This is a genomic window from Yersinia sp. 2540 StPb PI, assembly GCF_052217165.1.
In the GTDB taxonomy this organism is placed as follows: Bacteria; Pseudomonadota; Gammaproteobacteria; order Enterobacterales; family Enterobacteriaceae; genus Yersinia; species Yersinia enterocolitica_E.
This window is the reverse complement of record NZ_JAZGQC010000001.1, coordinates 2,214,599-2,233,322: the sequence shown is the minus strand read 5'-3', so window position 1 is coordinate 2,233,322 and position 18,724 is coordinate 2,214,599. Positions and strand designations below refer to the sequence as shown.

Here is an 18,724-nt window from a genome sequence, read left to right as displayed (position 1 = left end):
ACAATTCATACATTGATAATTTATAGGCCCCGCATGACTCGGCGTAATTTACCGACAATACTACTGCTCAATTTTCTTGGGATTGCTTTGTTCTTATCTTGGTATATCCCGGCGCACCATGGCGTTTGGTTTAAAATAGACTCGGCAATATTCTTCTATTTTAACCAGCACTTGCTGTCCAGCACGTCATTTCTGCATTGGGTGGCTATCACCAACAACCGGATTTTCGATGTTATTTCCCTTATATCTATGGGGCTGCTTTATTTGTACTTCTATATGAAGGAAACCCCCGCGGGTCGTCGCCGCCTGATAGTCACCGGATTTGTTATGCTATTAACTGCGGTGGTCCTCAATCAACTAGGCCATCTGCTGCCTGTTTCGCATCCCAGCCCGACACTAACGTTTGAAAATATAAATCGCGTCAGTGAATTAACCGGTATTCCAACCAAAGATGCCTCCAGTGATAGTTTCCCTGGCGACCATGGCATGATGCTGATGATCTTTGCCTGCTTTATGCTGCGCTATTTTTCCCGCAGTGCTTTTGCCATTGCCCTACTGATCGTCGTTATTTTTTCAATGCCACGGGTGATGATTGGCGCGCATTGGTTTACTGACATTGCGGTCGGCTCACTGTCGATAGTGCTGGTTGGGATAAGCTGGGTATTGCTGACGCCATTAAGTGACAAGATAATTGATGTGATTAACCGGAATCTGCCAGGGGCAAAAAGCCAATAGCGTTATTGGCTTTATATTAAGGCAAAAAAGTCCATTTTTTGCCTTTCTCTTACCTTAACCTTTTCCTTCATTTATTGTTACCAAACGGCTACAAATCTAGCTATCCACTTTTAATCTGAAATTTTACATTATGTTACATAACCTTTAGCTATAATAATGGATGTAAAAGGTCTCGCCTTTTATTAATCATTACGGTAATCTCGAAAACGTTTGTGTTCGGATTTGGGTCATTCGCCTCTTGCATGATTAATATTGTGCGTTCTAGCACAGTTATTCAGTTAAGTGATTGTCTAATCGGATCTCAATCAATAATCTCGATTCGTTTGGTTTTTTTGGTAGCGACATCCGTCGTAAGGACAGCAAGGGAAAACAACAACAATGGTCAAGTCTCAACCTATTATGAGATATATTCTGCGGGTAATTCCTGCGGTTGCAGCAGCGGTAATGTTATCCGCGTGTAGTTCATCACAGACTTCGAACTTACATAATGCGCAAACTGAGATGCGTGCAGTTAATGACAAAGATGGGCTTTTACTGCAAGCCTCTCAGGATGAATTCGAAGCGATGGTACGCAACGTTGACGTCAAGTCGAAGATTTTAGAACAGTATGCAGGGTGGAAGGGGGTTCGTTATCGTTTAGGCGGTAGCAGCAAACGCGGTATTGATTGCTCCGCATTTGTACAAACCACTTTCCGTGAACAATTTGGTATGGATTTGCCACGCTCAACCTCTGAGCAGCAGGATCTTGGCAAAACAATCCAACGAACTAAATTGCGCCCCGGTGATTTGGTGCTGTTCCGTGCAGGTTCGACTGGCCGCCATGTAGGTATCTACTTAGGTAACGATAAATTTGTGCATGCATCGACCAGTGTCGGTGTGACGATATCGAGCCTAAATGAAGATTATTGGAATAAGCGTTATCGCGATGGCCGTCGTGTCCTAAGTAGCGGTTCGCGCAGTTAGCTGATTTTTATTCCTGTTGTCCGAGATACCAAACGAAACTGTAAAACGCTGCCATTGGCAGCGTTTTTTATTGTCTGAACATACCTCCTTATCCCTCCGCTACCAGCCCAATTTCCGGTCAATTTGTAGGAAACCTCCTTTTTTGGCTGGGGGGCGCGAAATCCAAGAATTTTCTGTGTAAGATAATTCCCGCTTAGTTGAGACTTTTCTGGCGATCAGAGATCTTTACCAACGATTTATCCTTATAAAATTATATAGGTCGTGTTAATAAGCTGGGGATTTGTTTTATCGAAGCATATTGCCAAAAATATATCGGTATAAATGAACGCTGCTTGTTTCAGTTATTTGATGCATTTAAACCGCATCTTTTATTTATATTGAATAGAGATTCAATTGGATCGGCTAATTACTGTTAACCCTGCGCATTGGCAAACTGGTAGCGTTGCGTTGCTAACTTAACTTATACTCATAACACTTTATCGATCATGCTGAGGAGCGGCGTAACATGGGTTCAAACAGTGCGTTCTCCCGCAATATTTTATCCAGACGCCATCTTGTAAAAAAAAGTGTCATCCTCGCACTCTGTTTTTTTATTTGCTTTGTCGTTATTACTTTGTCATTACTTTATCGCAGTAGTGAACGTAAATTAACAACACAAAGTGATCATATTATCTCCTACGCCTCCCAGTTTCTAAATGAACTGACTACCACTATGTCTCAACTTATCCCGCTAAGTGACAAAAGTTGTGAGCAAGCCAGCCCGGCACTCCACTATCGGGCTGCATTTACTAATGGTGTCAGAGCATTTTTATTGGTTAGAGACAGTATCGCTTATTGCTCTTCAGCAACAGGTGATATGCAAGTCGCTGTCAGTGCGCTATATCCTAAAATAAACTTACATCAGCCGTTGGACTTTAAAATTCAGCAAGGCACCCCCATGATGCCCAGTAAACCGGCGGTCGGGGTGTGGTTGCGTGAAGCTGGGCGCGGCAATACCGGTGTATTAGCGACATTAGAATTAACCTTACACCCTTATTTATTGCTGAATTATTCAGATAATCAAGTCAACGGCTTAGCCATTATTATTGATGAATTAGCGGTAACAACTTTTGACTCTAAAGTCTTACCTATCAGCCAGCTACCGGCACGCGCCTCGCGTGAGATCCAGCTACCGGGCTACCCGATTAAAATATTGATTTATCATACTAGCCTGACAGCTGATGACATTCGCATGACCCTATTAGGAGGGCTATTACTTGCCGGTCTGGTCGGAATCCTTGCTTATTATATTTTAATTGCCAGCCAGAGTGCTGAAGCTGAAATTTTGCGCGGTATTCGACGCGGCGAATTCTTCGTTGAATATCAACCAGTATTTCGTTCACATGATCGTTCATTATCTGGCCTTGAAGCGCTTATTCGTTGGCACCATCCTATTGAAGGGCGCATATCCCCGGATCTTTTTATTCCCTATGCGGAAGCTCAACATCTGATTCAGCCATTAACCCGGCATCTATTTGAGTTAATCATCAAAGACAGTGAATTAATGGCAGACCACCTTCCGGCTGGGACTAAACTGGCCTTTAATATTTCCCCTGTCCATCTTGCTGATGATAACTTCCGCAAAGATGTTTCTCAGATGTTAAAGCAATTAAATACGGATATCTTGGCACCAGTATTCGAGATTACCGAGCGTGGTATGGTTGAAGAAGAGCTCGCTATTAAACAATTTGCCTGGCTGCGTTCTCAGGGGATACAAATTGCTGTCGATGATTTTGGTACCGGTCATAGCGCCCTGATCTATTTAGAACGTTTTACTTTAGATTATATTAAAATTGATCGTGGTTTTGTCAGCACCATCGGCATTAATACCGTAGCAGCACCGGTATTAGACGCAGTACTGATGCTGGCAAATAAACTCAATATTGAAACCGTCGCTGAAGGTGTTGAAACAGAGCAACAGCTCCAGTATTTGGCACATCATGGCGTAAACTACTTACAAGGTTACTTACTCAGCAAACCATTATCTGTTAAAGATCTCGTCGTATTTTATAATAAAAAATAGTAACAAAAAACCATATTCAAAGTAATTGACGTTGCGGTCTGACTGCGCATACACAGCTCGAATGAGCTGATTCGAGTAAGTTATTTGGCTTAATGTTTGCTTTAATCCCCTGCAAACTGGTAATTTCGTTTAAGATTATTATTATCAGAATGAAACGCAGGAGCTTACCGCCAATATGTTGCCACGCCTATTTGCTGCCTTGGTACTTTCAGCCCTGAGTTTTGGCCTACAGGCTGAAACCATCAAAGAAGGCGTCTCTTTTGCCATACTGGGTGAACCTAAGTATTCATCCGATTTCAGCCATTTTGATTACGTCAATCCAGCCGCCCCAAAGGGTGGGGATATCACGCTATCGGCCATTGGTACCTTTGATAACTTTAACCGTTATGCATTGCGCGGTAATCCGGCGATACGCACTGAACGGCTGTATGACTCACTATTTGGTACCTCTGACGATGAGATTGGCAGCTACTATCCATTAATTGCCGAGTCCGCACGTTTTGCGCCTGACTTACACTGGATTGAAGTCGATATAAATCCACGTGCCCGTTTTCATGATGATACCCCTATTACCGCACAGGATGTCGCCTTCACCTTCAATAAATTTATGACCGAAGGTGTGCCACAATTTCGCATTATTTATAAAGGCGTACAGGTAAAAGCCATTTCCCGGCTGACAGTGCGTTTTGAATTCCCGGAACCGAATAAAGATAAAATGTTAGGTTTGTTTGGCTTACCGGTGATGCCTGCTCATTTCTGGCAAAACCATAAACTGAGTGATCCGCTGAGCAAGCCCCCGGTTGGCAGCGGCCCTTATCGCATCGGCAAATATAAGATGGGCCAGTTTATTACCTATGAACGGGTGAGAGATTACTGGGCAGCCAATCTGCCGGTTAACCGCGGCCAATATAATTTTGATACCATCCGCTACGACTACTATCTGGATGATAAAGTCGCATTGGAAGCCTTTAAAGCCGGTGCATTCGATTTCCGTGAGGAAACCTCACCGAAGAGCTGGGCGACACAATATGTCGGGGGCAATTTTGCGAAAAACTATATCGCCAAGCAGGATATTGTCGACAACTCGGCACAAAATACCCGATGGTTGGCATTTAACGTTCAGCGCCCGATTTTTAGCGATCGGCGAGTTCGCCAGGCACTGACGTTAGCTTTTGACTTTGACTGGATGAATAAAGCCTTCTATTTCAATAGTTATCAACGCACCAATAGTTTCTTCCAAAATACTGAATATGCCGCAAAAGGTTATCCCGATAGTGCCGAACTGGCTTGGCTGGGTCCGTTGAAGGGCAAAGTACCACCAGAGGTGTTCACGCAGATTTATCAGCCACCACAAACTGATGGCAGCGGCGATTCACGGGATAATCTGTTAAAAGCACGGGAATTACTCAGCGAAGCAGGCTGGGAAGTGAAAAATCAGCAATTGGTTAACAGTAAAACCGGTAAGCCTTTTGTGTTTGAATTACTGTTACTCAGTGGCAGTAACTTCCAATATGTTCAACCGTTTAAACATAATTTGCAACGTTTGGGCATTACCATGAATATCCGCGAGGTTGACAGCTCTCAGTTTGTTAACCGCCTGCGCAGTCGGGATTACGATATGATCCCGACGGTTTACAGTGCCTTCCCCTACCCTAGCCCAAATCTGCAAATTTGGTGGAGCTCGGCTTATGTCGATTCCAGTTATAACTCCTCCGGGATTAAAGATCCGGCTATTGACCAATTGATCGCAGAGATTATCAAACATCAGGACCAGCCAGAGGCATTACAGTCCCTTGGCCGGGCACTTGATAGGGTATTGACCTGGAACTATCTGATGATTCCGATGTGGTACTCCAACCATGCCCGCTTTGCCTATTGGGATAAATTCTCGATGCCGGCAGACCGCCCCACCTATTCGCTTGGGTTTGATAGCTGGTGGTTTGATGTCAACAAGGCAGCTCGTCTGCCAACAGAACGTCACTAGGGGGCTGCTGTGGGTGGATATCTATTACGGCGACTATTGCTGGTTATTCCCACGCTGTGGGCAATCATTACCATCAACTTTTTTATTGTGCAAATTGCACCGGGTGGGCCAGTTGATCAGGCGATTGCCAATATTGAATTGGGTCACTCCAGTGGATTTACCGCCGGTGGCGGTGATGGCGGGCTGGGGGGGGCTAAAGTCGGCCTCAATGCGGCACAAGTGGGTGATAGCAACTATCGCGGTTCACGCGGGTTAGACCCAGAAGTTATTGCCGAAATCAAACAACGCTTTGGTTTTGACAAGCCGCTGCACCAGCGCTATTTCGATATGCTATGGAGCTATGTCCGCTTTGATTTTGGCGACAGCCTGTTCCGGGGGGAATCGGTAATGTCGTTAGTGAAACATAGCCTGCCGGTCTCTATTTCACTTGGGCTATGGAGCACGCTGATTATTTATTTGGTTTCTATTCCATTAGGCATTAAAAAGGCGGTGCGCAATGGCTCAGCTTTTGATACCTGGAGCAGTACTCTCATTATAATCGGGTATGCCATTCCTTCGTTTCTGTTTGCGATTTTACTGGTGGTGTTGTTTTCCGGCGGCAGTTATTTCGATCTATTCCCACTGCGGGGGCTGGTTTCCAGTAACTTTGATACCCTGCCGTGGTACGGCAAAATAACCGACTATTTGTGGCATATCACTTTACCGGTATTGGCTACCGTCATTGGCGGCTTCGCCACACTGACGATGCTGACCAAGAACTCGTTCCTTGACGAAATCCGCAAGCAATATGTGGTGACTGCGCGCGCCAAAGGGTTACCCGAAGAAAAAATTCTGTATCGCCATGTCTTTCGCAACGCCATGTTGTTGGTTATCGCTGGCTTCCCTGCCACCTTTATCAGCATGTTTTTCACCGGGTCGCTGTTGATTGAAGTGATGTTTTCACTCAATGGTTTAGGGCTATTGGGTTATGACGCCACTTTGCAGCGTGATTACCCTGTAATGTTTGGCACTCTTTATATTTTCACCCTGATTGGCTTACTGCTGAATATCCTCAGTGATATCACCTACACCCTGGTTGATCCACGGATTGATTTTGAGGGCCGCCAATAATGATACGGCTAAGTGCTATTAATCAGGCCCGCTGGGCGCGTTTTCGCAATAATCGCCGTGGCTACTGGTCACTGTGGATCTTCCTGACACTGTTTATTATCAGTCTGTTTGCCGAACTGATCGCCAATGACAAACCGCTGCTGGTAAACTATCAGGGCCGAATTTATATGCCTTTTATGACTAATTACAGCGAATCCACTTTTGGTGGGATTTTAACCACGGCGGCAGATTATCAAGACCCTTATGTGATTGGCCGGATTAATGACAATGGCTGGGCCATCTGGGCACCCATACGTTTTAGCAATAACACCATCAATTTTGCGACTGATGTCCCTTTCCCTTCGCCACCTAGCCGGACCAACTTGCTGGGCACCGACAGTACTGGCGGCGATGTCTTAGCCAAAGTCATCTATGGTTTCCGTATCTCGCTGTTATTCGGCCTGACATTAACCCTGTTCTCCAGCGTAATTGGTATCTGTGCTGGCGCGGTACAAGGTTATTACGGCGGCAAAATTGACTTGTGGGGGCAACGATTTATCGAGGTGTGGTCGGGGATGCCGACACTATTTTTAGTGATTCTACTGTCCAGCATCGTCCAACCCAACTTCTGGTGGCTGTTAGCCATCACCGTGCTGTTTGGCTGGATGGGATTAGTGGGTGTGGTGCGGGCAGAATTTCTACGTACCCGAAATTATGACTACATCCGCGCAGCGCGAGCTATGGGAGTGGGTGATCGGGTCATTATGTCGCGCCATATGTTGCCCAATGCCATGGTGGCAACACTCACCTTCCTGCCCTTTATCCTGTGCGGTTCGATAACCACGCTAACTTCACTGGATTTTCTCGGTTTTGGCCTGCCGATGGGGTCACCGTCATTAGGCGGTCTGTTATTAGAAGGTAAAAATAACCTTCAGGCTCCCTGGCTTGGCATCACCGCATTCCTGGTATTGGCAGTGCTGTTATCTCTGTTGATCTTTATCGGCGAAGCAGTACGTGACGCCTTTGACCCAAGTAAGGTGTACTGATATGGCGACTTCACCACTTCTGGATATTCAAAATCTCAGTGTTGCATTTCGCCAGGCGAATATTGATCGCGAGGTGGTCAGCGAGCTGTCATTGCAAATCAATGCCGGTGAAACACTGGCACTGGTCGGGGAATCGGGTTCGGGCAAGAGTGTCACCGCTTTATCAATATTGCGTTTACTGCCTTCACCACCGGTGGTCTACCCGGGCGGTGATATTCTGTTTGCCGGGCAATCTCTGCTGCATGCCGATGAACCGACGCTGCGAAAAGTGCGCGGCAATCAGATTTCAATGATTTTCCAAGAACCTATGGTGTCACTAAACCCACTGCATACCATTGAAAAACAGTTGGCAGAAGTGTTGTCACTGCACCGCGGTATGCGCCGGGAAGCGGCCAGAGTTGAGATTATTCAATGTCTCGACCGGGTGGGTATTCGTAATGCCAAAGGGCGTTTGGGCGATTTCCCTCATCAACTTTCCGGCGGGGAACGCCAGCGGGTGATGATTGCGATGGCGGTATTGACCCAACCTAAATTACTGATTGCCGATGAACCTACCACAGCGCTGGATGTTTCGGTGCAAGCCCAGATTTTGAGTTTGCTGAAAGAGTTAAAGCAAGAGATGGGCATGAGCTTGCTATTTATCACCCATAACCTGAATATCGTGCGCCGGTTGGCAGATAACGTGGCAGTGATGCGCGAAGGCCGCAAGGTGGAGCAAAATAGCCGTCAGGCGCTGTTTAGTACCCCACAGCATCCCTACACCCGCCAATTATTAGACGCCGAACCACAAGGTGACCCACTGCCCCTCACGCCGGGTCTAAAACCCCTGCTTGAAGTAAAAGGTCTACAGGTGGCGTTTCCTATTAAACGTGGTTTATTACGACGCACCGTTGATTACCATTATGCTTTGCACGATCTTAATTTCACCCTGAATCCCGGTGAGAGCCTTGGTTTGGTGGGTGAATCAGGCTCAGGGAAAAGCACCTCCGGGCTGGCGTTGCTGCGCTTGTTACCCTCAAAAGGTGAGATTTGGTTTAGCGGGCAGCCATTACACAAGTTTACCCCTAAACAGATGCTGCCCTATCGCAGCCGAATTCAGGTGGTATTCCAGGATCCCTACTCAGCGCTAAACCCACGCCTGAATGTGCAGCAGATAATCGCCGAAGGGCTGGAAGTCCATCAAAGACTCAGTGCGGTACATCGTGAACAACGGGTGATTAAAGCGATGGAAGAAGTGGGATTAGATCCGGTCACCCGTTATCGTTATCCAACCGAGTTTTCTGGTGGCCAGCGCCAACGCATTGCCATTGCCCGTGCGTTGATCTTGCAACCGCAGTTACTGATTCTTGATGAACCGACCTCTTCATTGGATAAGTCGGTACAGGCCCAAATTCTGGCTTTGCTGAAATCCCTTCAGCAGCGTTATCAGCTCAGCTATCTGTTTATCAGTCATGACTTGCAGGTAGTGCGATCACTCTGCCATCAGGTGATTGTATTAAGACAAGGCGAGGTAGTAGAACAAGGTGACTGTCAGGCCATATTTGCCGCGCCCCAACAGCAGTATACACAGCAGTTGTTACAATTTGCGGATACGTCAGATTGAGGTCTGGTGCGGGGCATACCCAAGCGCCATGACACCGACCAACGCGCAATAGCGAATTAGAAGGGGTACAAGGCGGTCAGGGTTTCGGCAATGGCGACACCGACATCTTTCAGGCGACACATAGTGGCACTCTCATCCTGAGTGTGAACAAATAGACAAGGCTCGCCTTCCCATTCGACTATCGCGGAATCCACTTGTATCTCTTGTAGAGAGAGGTGGAGCCGCTGCATGATAATCTGCGCATGGCTGCCATCGTGGCTGAGTAACTTCAGCCCCATAAGATCATTATTGCTATCGTCTATCGCCGTCAGTGGTATCGGTTCAACTTTGACCCCGATAAAGCCTGATAACCAACGGTAACTTTGCGGCAGACGATGTACTACCGAAAGTTGGATATTATTCACGTGTTTTTCCTAGTAAAAATAAAAATTCAAAAATTACAAAAGCACCACAATGACTCACACTCACTAAAGTTATAGCCGCTAACTTGGCATTGTGCCTGATTCACCCCTCATCAAAACACAACATTGATAACAATTTAGAAACTTAAAACCAACAAAGCCATTTTTGTGTTGTTTTTTTAATCGTGTGTCAGCCCTGCATATCCAGACTGAAACTACCGGTTTGAGATTTAGATCCCATTTTTCGTTATATTTATACCTTTATGGCGACCATCTCAACCATTTTTCTTGCAAACCCATTACTTATTGCCCGCTAAATTTTTACATTTAATGAACAATCACATGTTATCTCTATAGCTCAAAATTAAATTAATTAATTGATAAATATATAAATTTACTAACATACGTAACTATTCAACTGACAGAAATATCTGATAAAAACGCTTCAATAACAATTTGCGATTTTTTATATGTTCGCTCAAAAAGTTAACAATATGGTGCCAATCATAACTATGCAATAAATAATGATATGCATGCTTACTATATTGATTGAACGCAAGAACCACGCATTTTTAAGTGGCAATTCGGGCGATATTGACGGGAGTAAATGAGTTGACGAGGAAAATAATTGAATAAATAATGAGTACATTGACGATAAATAATGTGAATGAAGGGAACGCCCTAAGACGCCCCTCACCTTCTTGCAATAACCATTAACTGATAAGCCCCAGCAACTTAGCCTTGATAATGATTGCGGCGATAGTTATTACGACGATAGTTATTTCACCGCATCCTTATGTGGGCGACTGGCATAAAGATACAACAACATGGCCACAATAATACAAAATGCCATTGAGCTTACCATTGGCCAGGCACTGCGGGATGGCGCCATCGACAACAGCGTTCCTACCACCGCACCAATACCAAAGCGTAGGGTCCCTGCCAGAGAAGACGCAGTACCGGCCATATGTGGGAAATCATCCAAAATAACCGCCATCGCATTCGAGGTGATCATGGCGATGCAACCGACATAAGCCGCGACACCCAATACCAACGCCCAGAACCCCATCCCGGTGGCGCAAACCACCAGCAACCAGATCCCCATAACAAATTGCACTAGCATGCCAAATCGGAACATTTTAAGCGCTCCGAAGCGGCGTACATTGCGGCTATTAATCAATGTCATCAAGAACAAGAAGACGATATTCAGCGCAAAGTAATAGCCAAAGTTTTGTGGAGAGACGCCGTTTAAATCGATATAAACAAAGGGACCGGCACTGAGGAATGAGAACATCCCAGCAAAAGAGAAGCCGCTCGCTAACATATAGCTCAGTACCCGCTTATGGCGGAATAACGTGGCAAAATTGCCAATAGTGGTGCGCAAATGGAATCGTTGCCGTTTCTCTCGTGGCAAGCTTTCTTTAATAAACAGTGCAACCAAAATCGCGCCGACCAATGCAGCACCCGCCATGGTCCAGAAGATGGCGTGCCAGCTAAACCATACTAACAATGCACCACCGATAATCGGTGCCAGCAAGGGTGCGATGGTCATCACCAACACCACAAAAGACATCATGCGAGAGAAGTCATCTTTAGTGAACATATCGCGCATCAATGCATTAATCACCACACTCGCGGCAGCGGCAGACAAACCATGCAGGAAACGCAAGTTAATCAATTGTTCGATTGATTGCGCCATGGCACAAGCCATACCCGCGAGCGCAAATATTAGCGTACCCCAAAAGATAACCGGCTTGCGTCCGAGGCTATCAGCCATTGGCCCATAGAACATTTGTCCGATGGCAAACCCCAGCACATAGGCGCTTAGAGTCATCTGCACCGCACCACTCTCTACGCCAAACTCCTGTGCAATAATCGGCATACTCGGCAGATACATATCAATTGCCAAAGGCATCAGCATCGATAGCAAACCGAGGATAAAGATCAAGCCAACGTGGGATGTCCGGTTCTTCTCTTCATTTTGGGTACTGGCATGCACGTTCAACAACTCCTTCAATAACCTACCGTGGGTTATACCCGTCATACTTCAAGCCGCATGTGCGTTGGCTACGCTCTTTCACCCGAATCATTGACTCCCATCAACTCATTGGGACTCTATCGCTTGCCGCCTTCCTGCAACTCGAATTATTTAGTGTAATATCAACGGCAAGACAGCCCGCGCTGTAATAGAAAATCAATTACAGATGAGGCGCGCCGACACTGGCAATCTCTTCTGCGGTTAACGGGCGGTACTCGCCTGGTGCCAAATCGTCATCAAGTTTAATGTCGCCAATTCGCTCACGATGCAGCTCTATAACCCGATTTCCCACCGCCGCAAACATCCGTTTTACCTGATGATAACGCCCTTCACTGAGGGTTAAACGCACCAACTGAGGCTCTATAACCTCAAGTTGAGCCGGTTTGGTGAGAGACTTTTCATTATGCAACTGTACGCCATCAGTAAACTGTTGCGCGGTATCATCGGCCAATGGGTGTTCCAGCGTCACCAGATAGGTCTTTTCACAATGATGACGCGGTGAGGTGATCCGATGCGACCACTGACCATCGTCGGTCATCAGTACCAATCCGGTGGTATCGATGTCCAAACGCCCGGCGGCATGGAGTTTGTATGCCACTGGCTCATCAAGGAAATACAGCACGGTCGGGTGATCTGGGTCTTCTGTCGAACACACATAACCCTGCGGTTTGTTCAGCATGAAATAACGTGGGCCAACGGTTTGTTGTAATGGGTTGCCATCAAATCTCACGTCTTGTTCCGGTGTCAGCTTAATCGCACCACTTTTGACCACTTCGCCATCAATAGTGACTCGTTTTGCCCGCAGCTCGCGCGCGACTAACGCCCGGCTGACACCTAATTGCTGAGATAAAAACTTGTCCAATCGCATTGAATCTACTTTGCCTGTTGTCTTGTCGTACCCGCTGACGGGCACGATACCCGCAATCACACCCGCCAACGACAGCAGGATGCTCATGATACGGTGTGAAATGAATGAAGCAGTTGGGAGAAAATCATTTGCTGCCTACCAGACTCATCAGTATAGCGGCGGTTGCCATATCATCCTAGAAACAGTTACGTAAAAAGTTGTTATTGAGAAACAACTTACCCCCAGAGTGCGCCGCGTCTATCACGCCACCCCATCAGTGCTAACTTGGGGCCTCGCGCCAACCGCCTCCGACAGGCATAATAGTCAAAAGTTTTTCATTATAAAGAGAGAGAAATGTCACGCATACGCGCGGAAAAGGGTTGCGGGGAGAATGGGTTGAAAGCCATCGGGCAGGTGCACTAATGGCATTTACACTGCGCCCCTATCAGCAAGAGGCTGTCGATGCCACTCTTGCCCATTTTCGCCGCCACAGTGAGCCTGCTTTGATTGTTCTACCCACCGGGGCAGGCAAAAGTCTGGTGATCGCCGAATTGGCGAAACTGGCTCGCGGGCGCGTTCTGGTGCTGGCTCATGTCAAAGAGTTGGTAGCACAGAATCACGCCAAATATTGCGCCTACGACTTAGAGGCTGATATTTTCGCCGCTGGCTTGCAGCAACGCCAAAGCGCAGGAAAAGTGGTGTTTGGCAGTGTGCAGTCAGTGGCACGAAACCTGCCCCTATTTGATAGTGCCTTTTCACTACTGATTATTGATGAATGCCATCGTATCAGTGATGACGATGACAGCCAGTATCAGCAAATTATTCAGCATTTACGTACCACCAACCCCCGCCTGCGCTTGCTGGGATTGACCGCCACACCTTACCGATTGGGAAAAGGCTGGATTTATCAATTCCATTATCACGGTATTACCCGTGGTGATGAAAAGTCCCTTTTTCGCGATTGTATTTATGAATTACCCTTGCGCTACATGATCAAGCACGGTTTTCTGGTCCCCCCGGAGCGGTTGGATATGCCCGTGGTGCAGTATGATTTCAGTCGCCTGACCAGCAACAGTAGCGGCCTGTTCCGAGAGGCGGATTTAGACCGTGAACTTAAGCAGCAGCAACGAATTACTCCGCATATTGTTAACCAGATAATTGAATATGCCGCTCAACGTCGCGGAGTAATGATTTTTGCCGCGACCGTTGAACACGCCAAAGAGGTGTATGGCTTGCTGCCAAAAGACGAGGCTGCACTGGTGAGCGCCACTACCCCGCCTAATGAGCGCGATGCGTTAATCACTGCCTTTAAGCAGCAGCAACTGCGCTATTTGGTTAATGTGGCGGTGTTAACCACTGGCTTTGATGCCCCCCATGTTGATCTGATTGCCATTCTTCGCCCCACGGAATCGGTCAGTTTGTATCAACAGATAGTCGGCCGAGGTTTGCGGTTATCACCGGGTAAAGAAGATTGCCTGATTCTGGATTACGCTGGCAATCCCCATGACCTTTTTACCCCTGAAGTGGGTACCAGCAAACCGCATAGTGACAGTCAGCCGGTTCAGGTATTTTGCCCAGATTGCGGCTTTGCCAATATCTTCTGGGGAAAATGTACCGAGTCGGGTGACATTATTGAACACTATGGTCGCCGCTGTCAGGGGTGGTTTGAGGACCAACAAGGCGTGCGGGCGCAATGTGATTATCGCTTTCGCTTTAAGTGCTGCCCGCATTGTGGGGCGGAAAATGACATTGCCGCCCGCCGTTGTCACCAGTGCCAGGAAGTTCTGGTCGATCCCGATGATATGCTGAAAGCCGCGTTAAAATTAAAAGATGCCCTGGTGCTGCGTTGTGGCGGTATGAGTCTGGAGACGGGCCATGACACAAAGGGTGAGTGGCTGAAAATCACCTACTACGACGAAGACGGCACTGATACCAGCGAACGTTTTCGCTTAACCACCGCCGCGCAACGTATGGCATTTGAACAAATTTTCCTGCGCCCACACCAACGGGCACCCGGTGTGGCACTGAAATGGCAAACGGCGGCCGATATCATCGCGCAACAAGCCCTGTTACGTTATCCCGATTTTGTCGTGGCCCGCCGTCGTGGGCAATGGTGGCAAATTAGAGAAAAGATATTTGATTATCAGGGCCGTTTCCGGCGGGCAGACTCCCTTGCCTGAGCCGCATTTAGCCTGAGATTTTCGCAGTTTTATTTGCTGTCTGGCCGATATTTCGCTAGAATGCCGCCCGCTTTGCTCTGGGTTTACCCAATCAAAGCCGAGTATCGAACCTGTTGCTGGGTCGCCTGTAGCAGGGTAAATTTTCTTTAAGAGAAAACAAAATGACCACTATCAATGTAGAAGTACGTAACGACCAGGGTAAGGGTGCGAGCCGCCGCCTGCGTGCAGCAAATAAATTTCCGGCAATCATTTACGGTGGTTCTGAAGCAGCTATCTCTATTGCTCTTGACCATGACACCACCAAGAACCTTGAATTGAAACCGGGCTTTTATGATTCCGTACTGACTCTGGTTGTTGACGGTAAAGAAACCAAAGTTAAAGTACAGGCTGTTCAGCGTCACGCTTTCAAGCCAAAACTGACTCATATCGACTTCGTTCGCGTTTAATCGCGTCGCTTTCGATATTCGGGACGCCGAAATAAAAAACGCCGCTTATGCGGCGTTTTTTATTGGCTATCGTCACGATGGTAACCGTTACTTTTTGCCTGAATTACGCTGTAACTGATCACGCAGATTGGGTGGCGTGCCTTTAATAGTCAACGTATCTGTCGCGGCATCCCAGAAAATACGCTCACCCAGCAACAATGCATCAAAATTGATACTCAACCCACCCCCACTGCCAGCAAATTTGGTTAACTGACGCAAGGTACCGCGATCTGCCGGGAAACTCTCTTCTAACGCATAACCCTGTTCAGTCGAGAATTGCTGAAAATCTTTCTCACCCAGCGTTGGCAGCTCTTGAGAAAGCGCCTGCAACGCAATCTCTTCACCGGCTTGTAACTGCTCATTACAATAGCTATAAACCTGCTGACGGTATGCCTGACGCTCATTTTTGCCAAGTTCAGCATCCGCGCAGTAATCATCAACCGCCTGTAATAAGCCCCGATTTTGTGCTTTGGTATCCAGCCCCTCTGCTGCAGAGAGGAAATCCATAAAGAAGTCGGATACTTTGCGCCCTACCCGCCCTTTCAAGAACGTAAGGTAACGCGTGGATTCTGGATTATTTTCCCATTCAGTTAAATCGATACGGGCGACAATATCAGCACGGTTAATATCGAGATAATGGGTGGTACTGAGATCAAGTTGCTCATTCACTCGCATACTATTACAACTGCTCAGCACCGAGATAAGCAGATACTCCACCGCCAGATAACGATATTGGCAAAACAGCACCACACCGCCTTCGGCAAACGGATATTTGGCTAACTCATCACGTAAACGCCCGGTGGCAGCACGGCTAAAACTGAGGAAGTCTTCATCACCCTTACGGCTTCGTTTCAGCGCTTCAGCCAGCTCGCTTTGCTCATTAAACAGCCCGTAAGCTTTGCTTTTGGCGCTGTAAACACGATGCAGTTCGGCCATCATTTCTTCAACTACAGCATTGGCAGGTAACAGAGAATCGCGCAACACCACATCAAGCGTTTGTTCATCACGCTTGATAAGCTGATGTAAGGCTATCTGGTCAATATCCAGACTCATGATAAATACTCCTTTTGGCTAGGGGCGTATTCAATCACTGATGCCTGAGAGCTGCAACCCTAAAGCATTCGCGCCCCTCAATTAATGGCTAATGATTCTTAATGCTATAAAATAGCGGAAAAGCGTGTCTCTATACGGTAAGATGTGGGACTTTGTCAGGTATTGAGCACACTTTTTATGGCACAATCATCCCGTTATAGCGACGAACAAGTCGAAAAACTGCTGTCAGAATTAGTCAGCGTAATGGAAAAAAACCGTACTCCCACCAATCTTTCTTTGATGGTGTTGGGGAATATGGTAACAAATTTGATCAATACCAGCGTGGCCCCAGCGCAGCGCAAAGTATTGGCACGTTCTTTCGCTGAAGCTCTTCAAGCTTCGATAAGTGAAGATAAAGCTCATTAATTTATCGGCCAAGACTGCAATCTCAATATGGTGACAAATCGTCAGCGCTATCGTGAAAAAGTCTCCCAGATGATCAGCTGGGGGCACTGGTTCGCCCTGTTTAATATCCTGTTTAGCCTAGTGCTGGGTAGCCGCTATCTGTTTGTCTCCGATTGGCCCTCATCGCTGGTTGGCCGTATCTATGCCCTCGTCAGTTGGCTCGGGCACTTTAGTTTTATCGTTTTTGCTGCTTATTTGTTGGTGATCTTCCCACTCACCTTTGTGGTGATGTCGCAGCGACTACTCCGTTTCCTTTCCGCCGCCTTTGCCACTGCGGGCCTGACTCTGCTGTTGGTTGATACCGAAGTTTTCACCCGTTTCCATTTACACCTTAACTCGGTGGTATGGGAATTGGTGGTTAACCCAGACCAGACCGAGCTGGCGCGTGATTGGCAATTAATGTTTATTGCCGTGCCAGTCATTTTCCTGGTCGAGATGCTTTTCGGCACTTGGGCCTGGCAAAAACTACGCAGCCTTAACCGGCAACGCTTTGTTAAGCCGTTGGTGGCGGTGTTTATTTCTGCGTTCTTTGCCTCTCATCTGATTTATATTTGGGCCGATGCCAATTTTTATCGCCCAATCAGTATGCAACGCGCAAACCTGCCACTCTCTTACCCGATGACCGCCCGTAAGTTCCTTGAGAAACACGGCCTGCTCGATCAGCAGGAATATCAGCGTCGCCTGGTGGAACAAGGTAATCCAGATGCACTGGCGGTTGAATATCCACTCAACCCGATTACCTTCAGCGATAAAGGCAGTGGTTATAATTTGTTGCTCATTGTGGTTGATGGTATTCGTGCCAGTAGCCTGCAAAAAGACATGCCTGCCCTGGCCGAATTTGGCCGTTCAAACATTCAGTTTGACAGCCACTACAGTTCAGGTAACCGTCAGGATACGGGCTTATTTGGCCTGTTTTATGGCATTTCGCCTACTTATTTAGACGGTATTCTCTCCGCGCGCGAACCCTCAGCGTTTGTTACAGCATTAAGCGCGCAGGGTTATCAGTTTGGTCTGTTCTCATCCGATGGTTTTGAGTCACCACTCTACCGCCAGGCACTGTTAGCTGATTTCACATTACCAACTCCTGCAGTGCAACCGGATAGCGAAACCACGGCACAGTGGCAGCAATGGCTGTCCACGCTCAACAATAATGCACCATGGTTCTCATACATTAACCTCAACGGGGCAGTTGAAGCACAAGACCCGGTAATCGGGCAGAAGGTTGCGTTACCGACTGACTTTATCCGTCACTACCAGGCAGGCGCAAAAGATGTAGATCAACAGATTGCGACTATTCTGGATACACTGAAACAGCGCGGTCAGCTCGATAAAACCGTAGTTATTATTACTGCGGCCCATGGTGTTGAATTTAATGACAGCGGCAATGATACCTGGGGTGCAGGCAGCAGCTTTAATCGCCAACAACTGCAAGTGCCATTAGTGGTTCATTGGCCAGGCACGCCAGCGCAGGCCGTGAATAAACTGACCAATCATGAAGATATCATGACAACGCTGATGCAACGCTTGTTACACGTCAAAACAGCGCCTGAGGATTATTCGCAAGGGGAAGATTTGTTCGCCGCACAGCGCAATAATAACTGGGTGGCAACCGGTGACAATGGCATGTTAGTTATTACTACGCCAACACAAACCGTTGTATTAGATAATAACGGTGAATACCGCACCTATGATGAGCAAGGCAATGAAATCAAAAATGAAAAACCTCAACTTCCATTACTGCTGCAAGTGTTGACGGATATAAAACGTTTTATTGCGAACTAGCTCTAAAAACAG

15 protein-coding genes are annotated in these 18,724 nt (G+C 47.2%); 11 read left to right on the top strand and 4 right to left on the bottom strand.

Annotated elements, in window-relative coordinates:
- Positions 1-33: 33 nt before the first annotated feature.
- The 7 genes from V1956_RS10090 (at position 34) to yejF (ending at position 9,482) form a co-directional block, all read left to right on the top strand.
- On the top strand, positions 34-735 hold the full coding sequence (locus V1956_RS10090; protein ID WP_372559393.1) for a phosphatase PAP2 family protein: 702 nt from the start codon (positions 34-36) through the stop codon (positions 733-735).
- Positions 736-1,113: 378 nt separating this feature from the next.
- The gene (gene mepS / locus V1956_RS10085) at positions 1,114-1,698 is read left to right on the top strand and encodes a bifunctional murein DD-endopeptidase/murein LD-carboxypeptidase (protein WP_083158357.1); all 585 of its coding nucleotides are present in this window, start codon (positions 1,114-1,116) and stop codon (positions 1,696-1,698) included.
- A gap of 505 nt (positions 1,699-2,203) precedes the next feature.
- Complete coding sequence (locus tag V1956_RS10080; RefSeq protein WP_372559394.1) at positions 2,204-3,760, top strand: cyclic di-GMP phosphodiesterase; 1,557 nt, start codon at positions 2,204-2,206, stop codon at positions 3,758-3,760.
- A gap of 175 nt (positions 3,761-3,935) precedes the next feature.
- Positions 3,936-5,744, top strand: coding sequence for an extracellular solute-binding protein (locus V1956_RS10075; protein WP_372559395.1), 1,809 nt, complete (start codon positions 3,936-3,938; stop codon positions 5,742-5,744).
- A gap of 9 nt (positions 5,745-5,753) precedes the next feature.
- On the top strand, positions 5,754-6,854 hold the full coding sequence (locus V1956_RS10070) for a microcin C ABC transporter permease YejB (protein ID WP_083158354.1): 1,101 nt from the start codon (positions 5,754-5,756) through the stop codon (positions 6,852-6,854).
- On the top strand, positions 6,854-7,879 hold the full coding sequence (locus V1956_RS10065; RefSeq protein ID WP_420072292.1) for an ABC transporter permease: 1,026 nt from the start codon (positions 6,854-6,856) through the stop codon (positions 7,877-7,879). The genes V1956_RS10070 and V1956_RS10065 overlap by 1 nt, the downstream gene beginning before the upstream one ends.
- Position 7,880: 1 nt before the next feature.
- Positions 7,881-9,482 carry a microcin C ABC transporter ATP-binding protein YejF gene (yejF, locus tag V1956_RS10060; protein ID WP_372559398.1) on the top strand — a complete coding sequence of 534 codons (1,602 nt, stop codon included), beginning with the start codon at positions 7,881-7,883 and terminating at the stop codon, positions 9,480-9,482.
- 56 nt (positions 9,483-9,538) lie between these two features.
- On the opposite strand, the gene V1956_RS10055 is transcribed toward yejF, so the two are convergent.
- The 3 genes from V1956_RS10055 to rsuA form a co-directional block, all read right to left on the bottom strand.
- Positions 9,539-9,886 (bottom strand): YejG family protein, encoded by a 348-nt coding sequence (locus V1956_RS10055; protein ID WP_083158351.1) that lies wholly within the window; start codon positions 9,884-9,886, stop codon positions 9,539-9,541.
- A gap of 775 nt (positions 9,887-10,661) precedes the next feature.
- Entirely contained in the window at positions 10,662-11,882 is a 1,221-nt protein-coding gene (locus V1956_RS10050) for a Bcr/CflA family multidrug efflux MFS transporter (protein ID WP_083158350.1), read from the bottom strand.
- Between the two features lie 199 nt (positions 11,883-12,081).
- Positions 12,082-12,789, bottom strand: a complete 708-nt coding sequence (rsuA, locus tag V1956_RS10045) for a 16S rRNA pseudouridine(516) synthase RsuA (protein ID WP_372559399.1) — start codon at positions 12,787-12,789, stop codon at positions 12,082-12,084.
- A 401-nt stretch (positions 12,790-13,190) separates the two neighbouring features.
- Between rsuA and V1956_RS10040 the strand changes: the two genes are divergently transcribed.
- Positions 13,191-14,948 (top strand): DEAD/DEAH box helicase, encoded by a 1,758-nt coding sequence (locus tag V1956_RS10040; protein WP_442825065.1) that lies wholly within the window; start codon positions 13,191-13,193, stop codon positions 14,946-14,948.
- Between the two features lie 161 nt (positions 14,949-15,109).
- On the top strand, positions 15,110-15,394 hold the full coding sequence (rplY, locus tag V1956_RS10035; RefSeq protein ID WP_004700538.1) for a 50S ribosomal protein L25: 285 nt from the start codon (positions 15,110-15,112) through the stop codon (positions 15,392-15,394).
- 87 nt (positions 15,395-15,481) lie between these two features.
- Here rplY and yejK read toward each other — a convergent pair whose 3' ends face one another.
- Positions 15,482-16,486 (bottom strand): nucleoid-associated protein YejK, encoded by a 1,005-nt coding sequence (gene yejK / locus V1956_RS10030; RefSeq protein WP_372559401.1) that lies wholly within the window; start codon positions 16,484-16,486, stop codon positions 15,482-15,484.
- 177 nt (positions 16,487-16,663) lie between these two features.
- Here yejK and V1956_RS10025 point away from each other — a divergent pair, with 177 nt between their 5' ends.
- Together V1956_RS10025 and yejM are read left to right on the top strand one after the other, a co-directional pair.
- Positions 16,664-16,891, top strand: coding sequence for a YejL family protein (locus V1956_RS10025; RefSeq protein ID WP_372559402.1), 228 nt, complete (start codon positions 16,664-16,666; stop codon positions 16,889-16,891).
- Positions 16,892-16,918: 27 nt separating this feature from the next.
- On the top strand, positions 16,919-18,712 hold the full coding sequence (yejM, locus tag V1956_RS10020) for an LPS biosynthesis-modulating metalloenzyme YejM (protein ID WP_372559403.1): 1,794 nt from the start codon (positions 16,919-16,921) through the stop codon (positions 18,710-18,712).
- Positions 18,713-18,724: the final 12 nt, after the last annotated feature.

Coding starts and splice junctions, on each gene's coding strand:
- V1956_RS10090 (WP_372559393.1), top strand. CDS start 34: ATGACTCGGCGTAATTTACCGACAATACTACTGCTCAATTTTCTTGGG.
- mepS (WP_083158357.1), top strand. CDS start 1,114: ATGGTCAAGTCTCAACCTATTATGAGATATATTCTGCGGGTAATTCCT.
- V1956_RS10080 (WP_372559394.1), top strand. CDS start 2,204: ATGGGTTCAAACAGTGCGTTCTCCCGCAATATTTTATCCAGACGCCAT.
- V1956_RS10075 (WP_372559395.1), top strand. CDS start 3,936: ATGTTGCCACGCCTATTTGCTGCCTTGGTACTTTCAGCCCTGAGTTTT.
- V1956_RS10065 (WP_420072292.1), top strand. CDS start 6,854: ATGATACGGCTAAGTGCTATTAATCAGGCCCGCTGGGCGCGTTTTCGC.
- yejF (WP_372559398.1), top strand. CDS start 7,881: ATGGCGACTTCACCACTTCTGGATATTCAAAATCTCAGTGTTGCATTT.
- rsuA (WP_372559399.1), bottom strand. CDS start 12,789: ATGCGATTGGACAAGTTTTTATCTCAGCAATTAGGTGTCAGCCGGGCG.
- V1956_RS10040 (WP_442825065.1), top strand. CDS start 13,191: ATGGCATTTACACTGCGCCCCTATCAGCAAGAGGCTGTCGATGCCACT.
- rplY (WP_004700538.1), top strand. CDS start 15,110: ATGACCACTATCAATGTAGAAGTACGTAACGACCAGGGTAAGGGTGCG.
- yejK (WP_372559401.1), bottom strand. CDS start 16,486: ATGAGTCTGGATATTGACCAGATAGCCTTACATCAGCTTATCAAGCGT.
- V1956_RS10025 (WP_372559402.1), top strand. CDS start 16,664: ATGGCACAATCATCCCGTTATAGCGACGAACAAGTCGAAAAACTGCTG.
- yejM (WP_372559403.1), top strand. CDS start 16,919: ATGGTGACAAATCGTCAGCGCTATCGTGAAAAAGTCTCCCAGATGATC.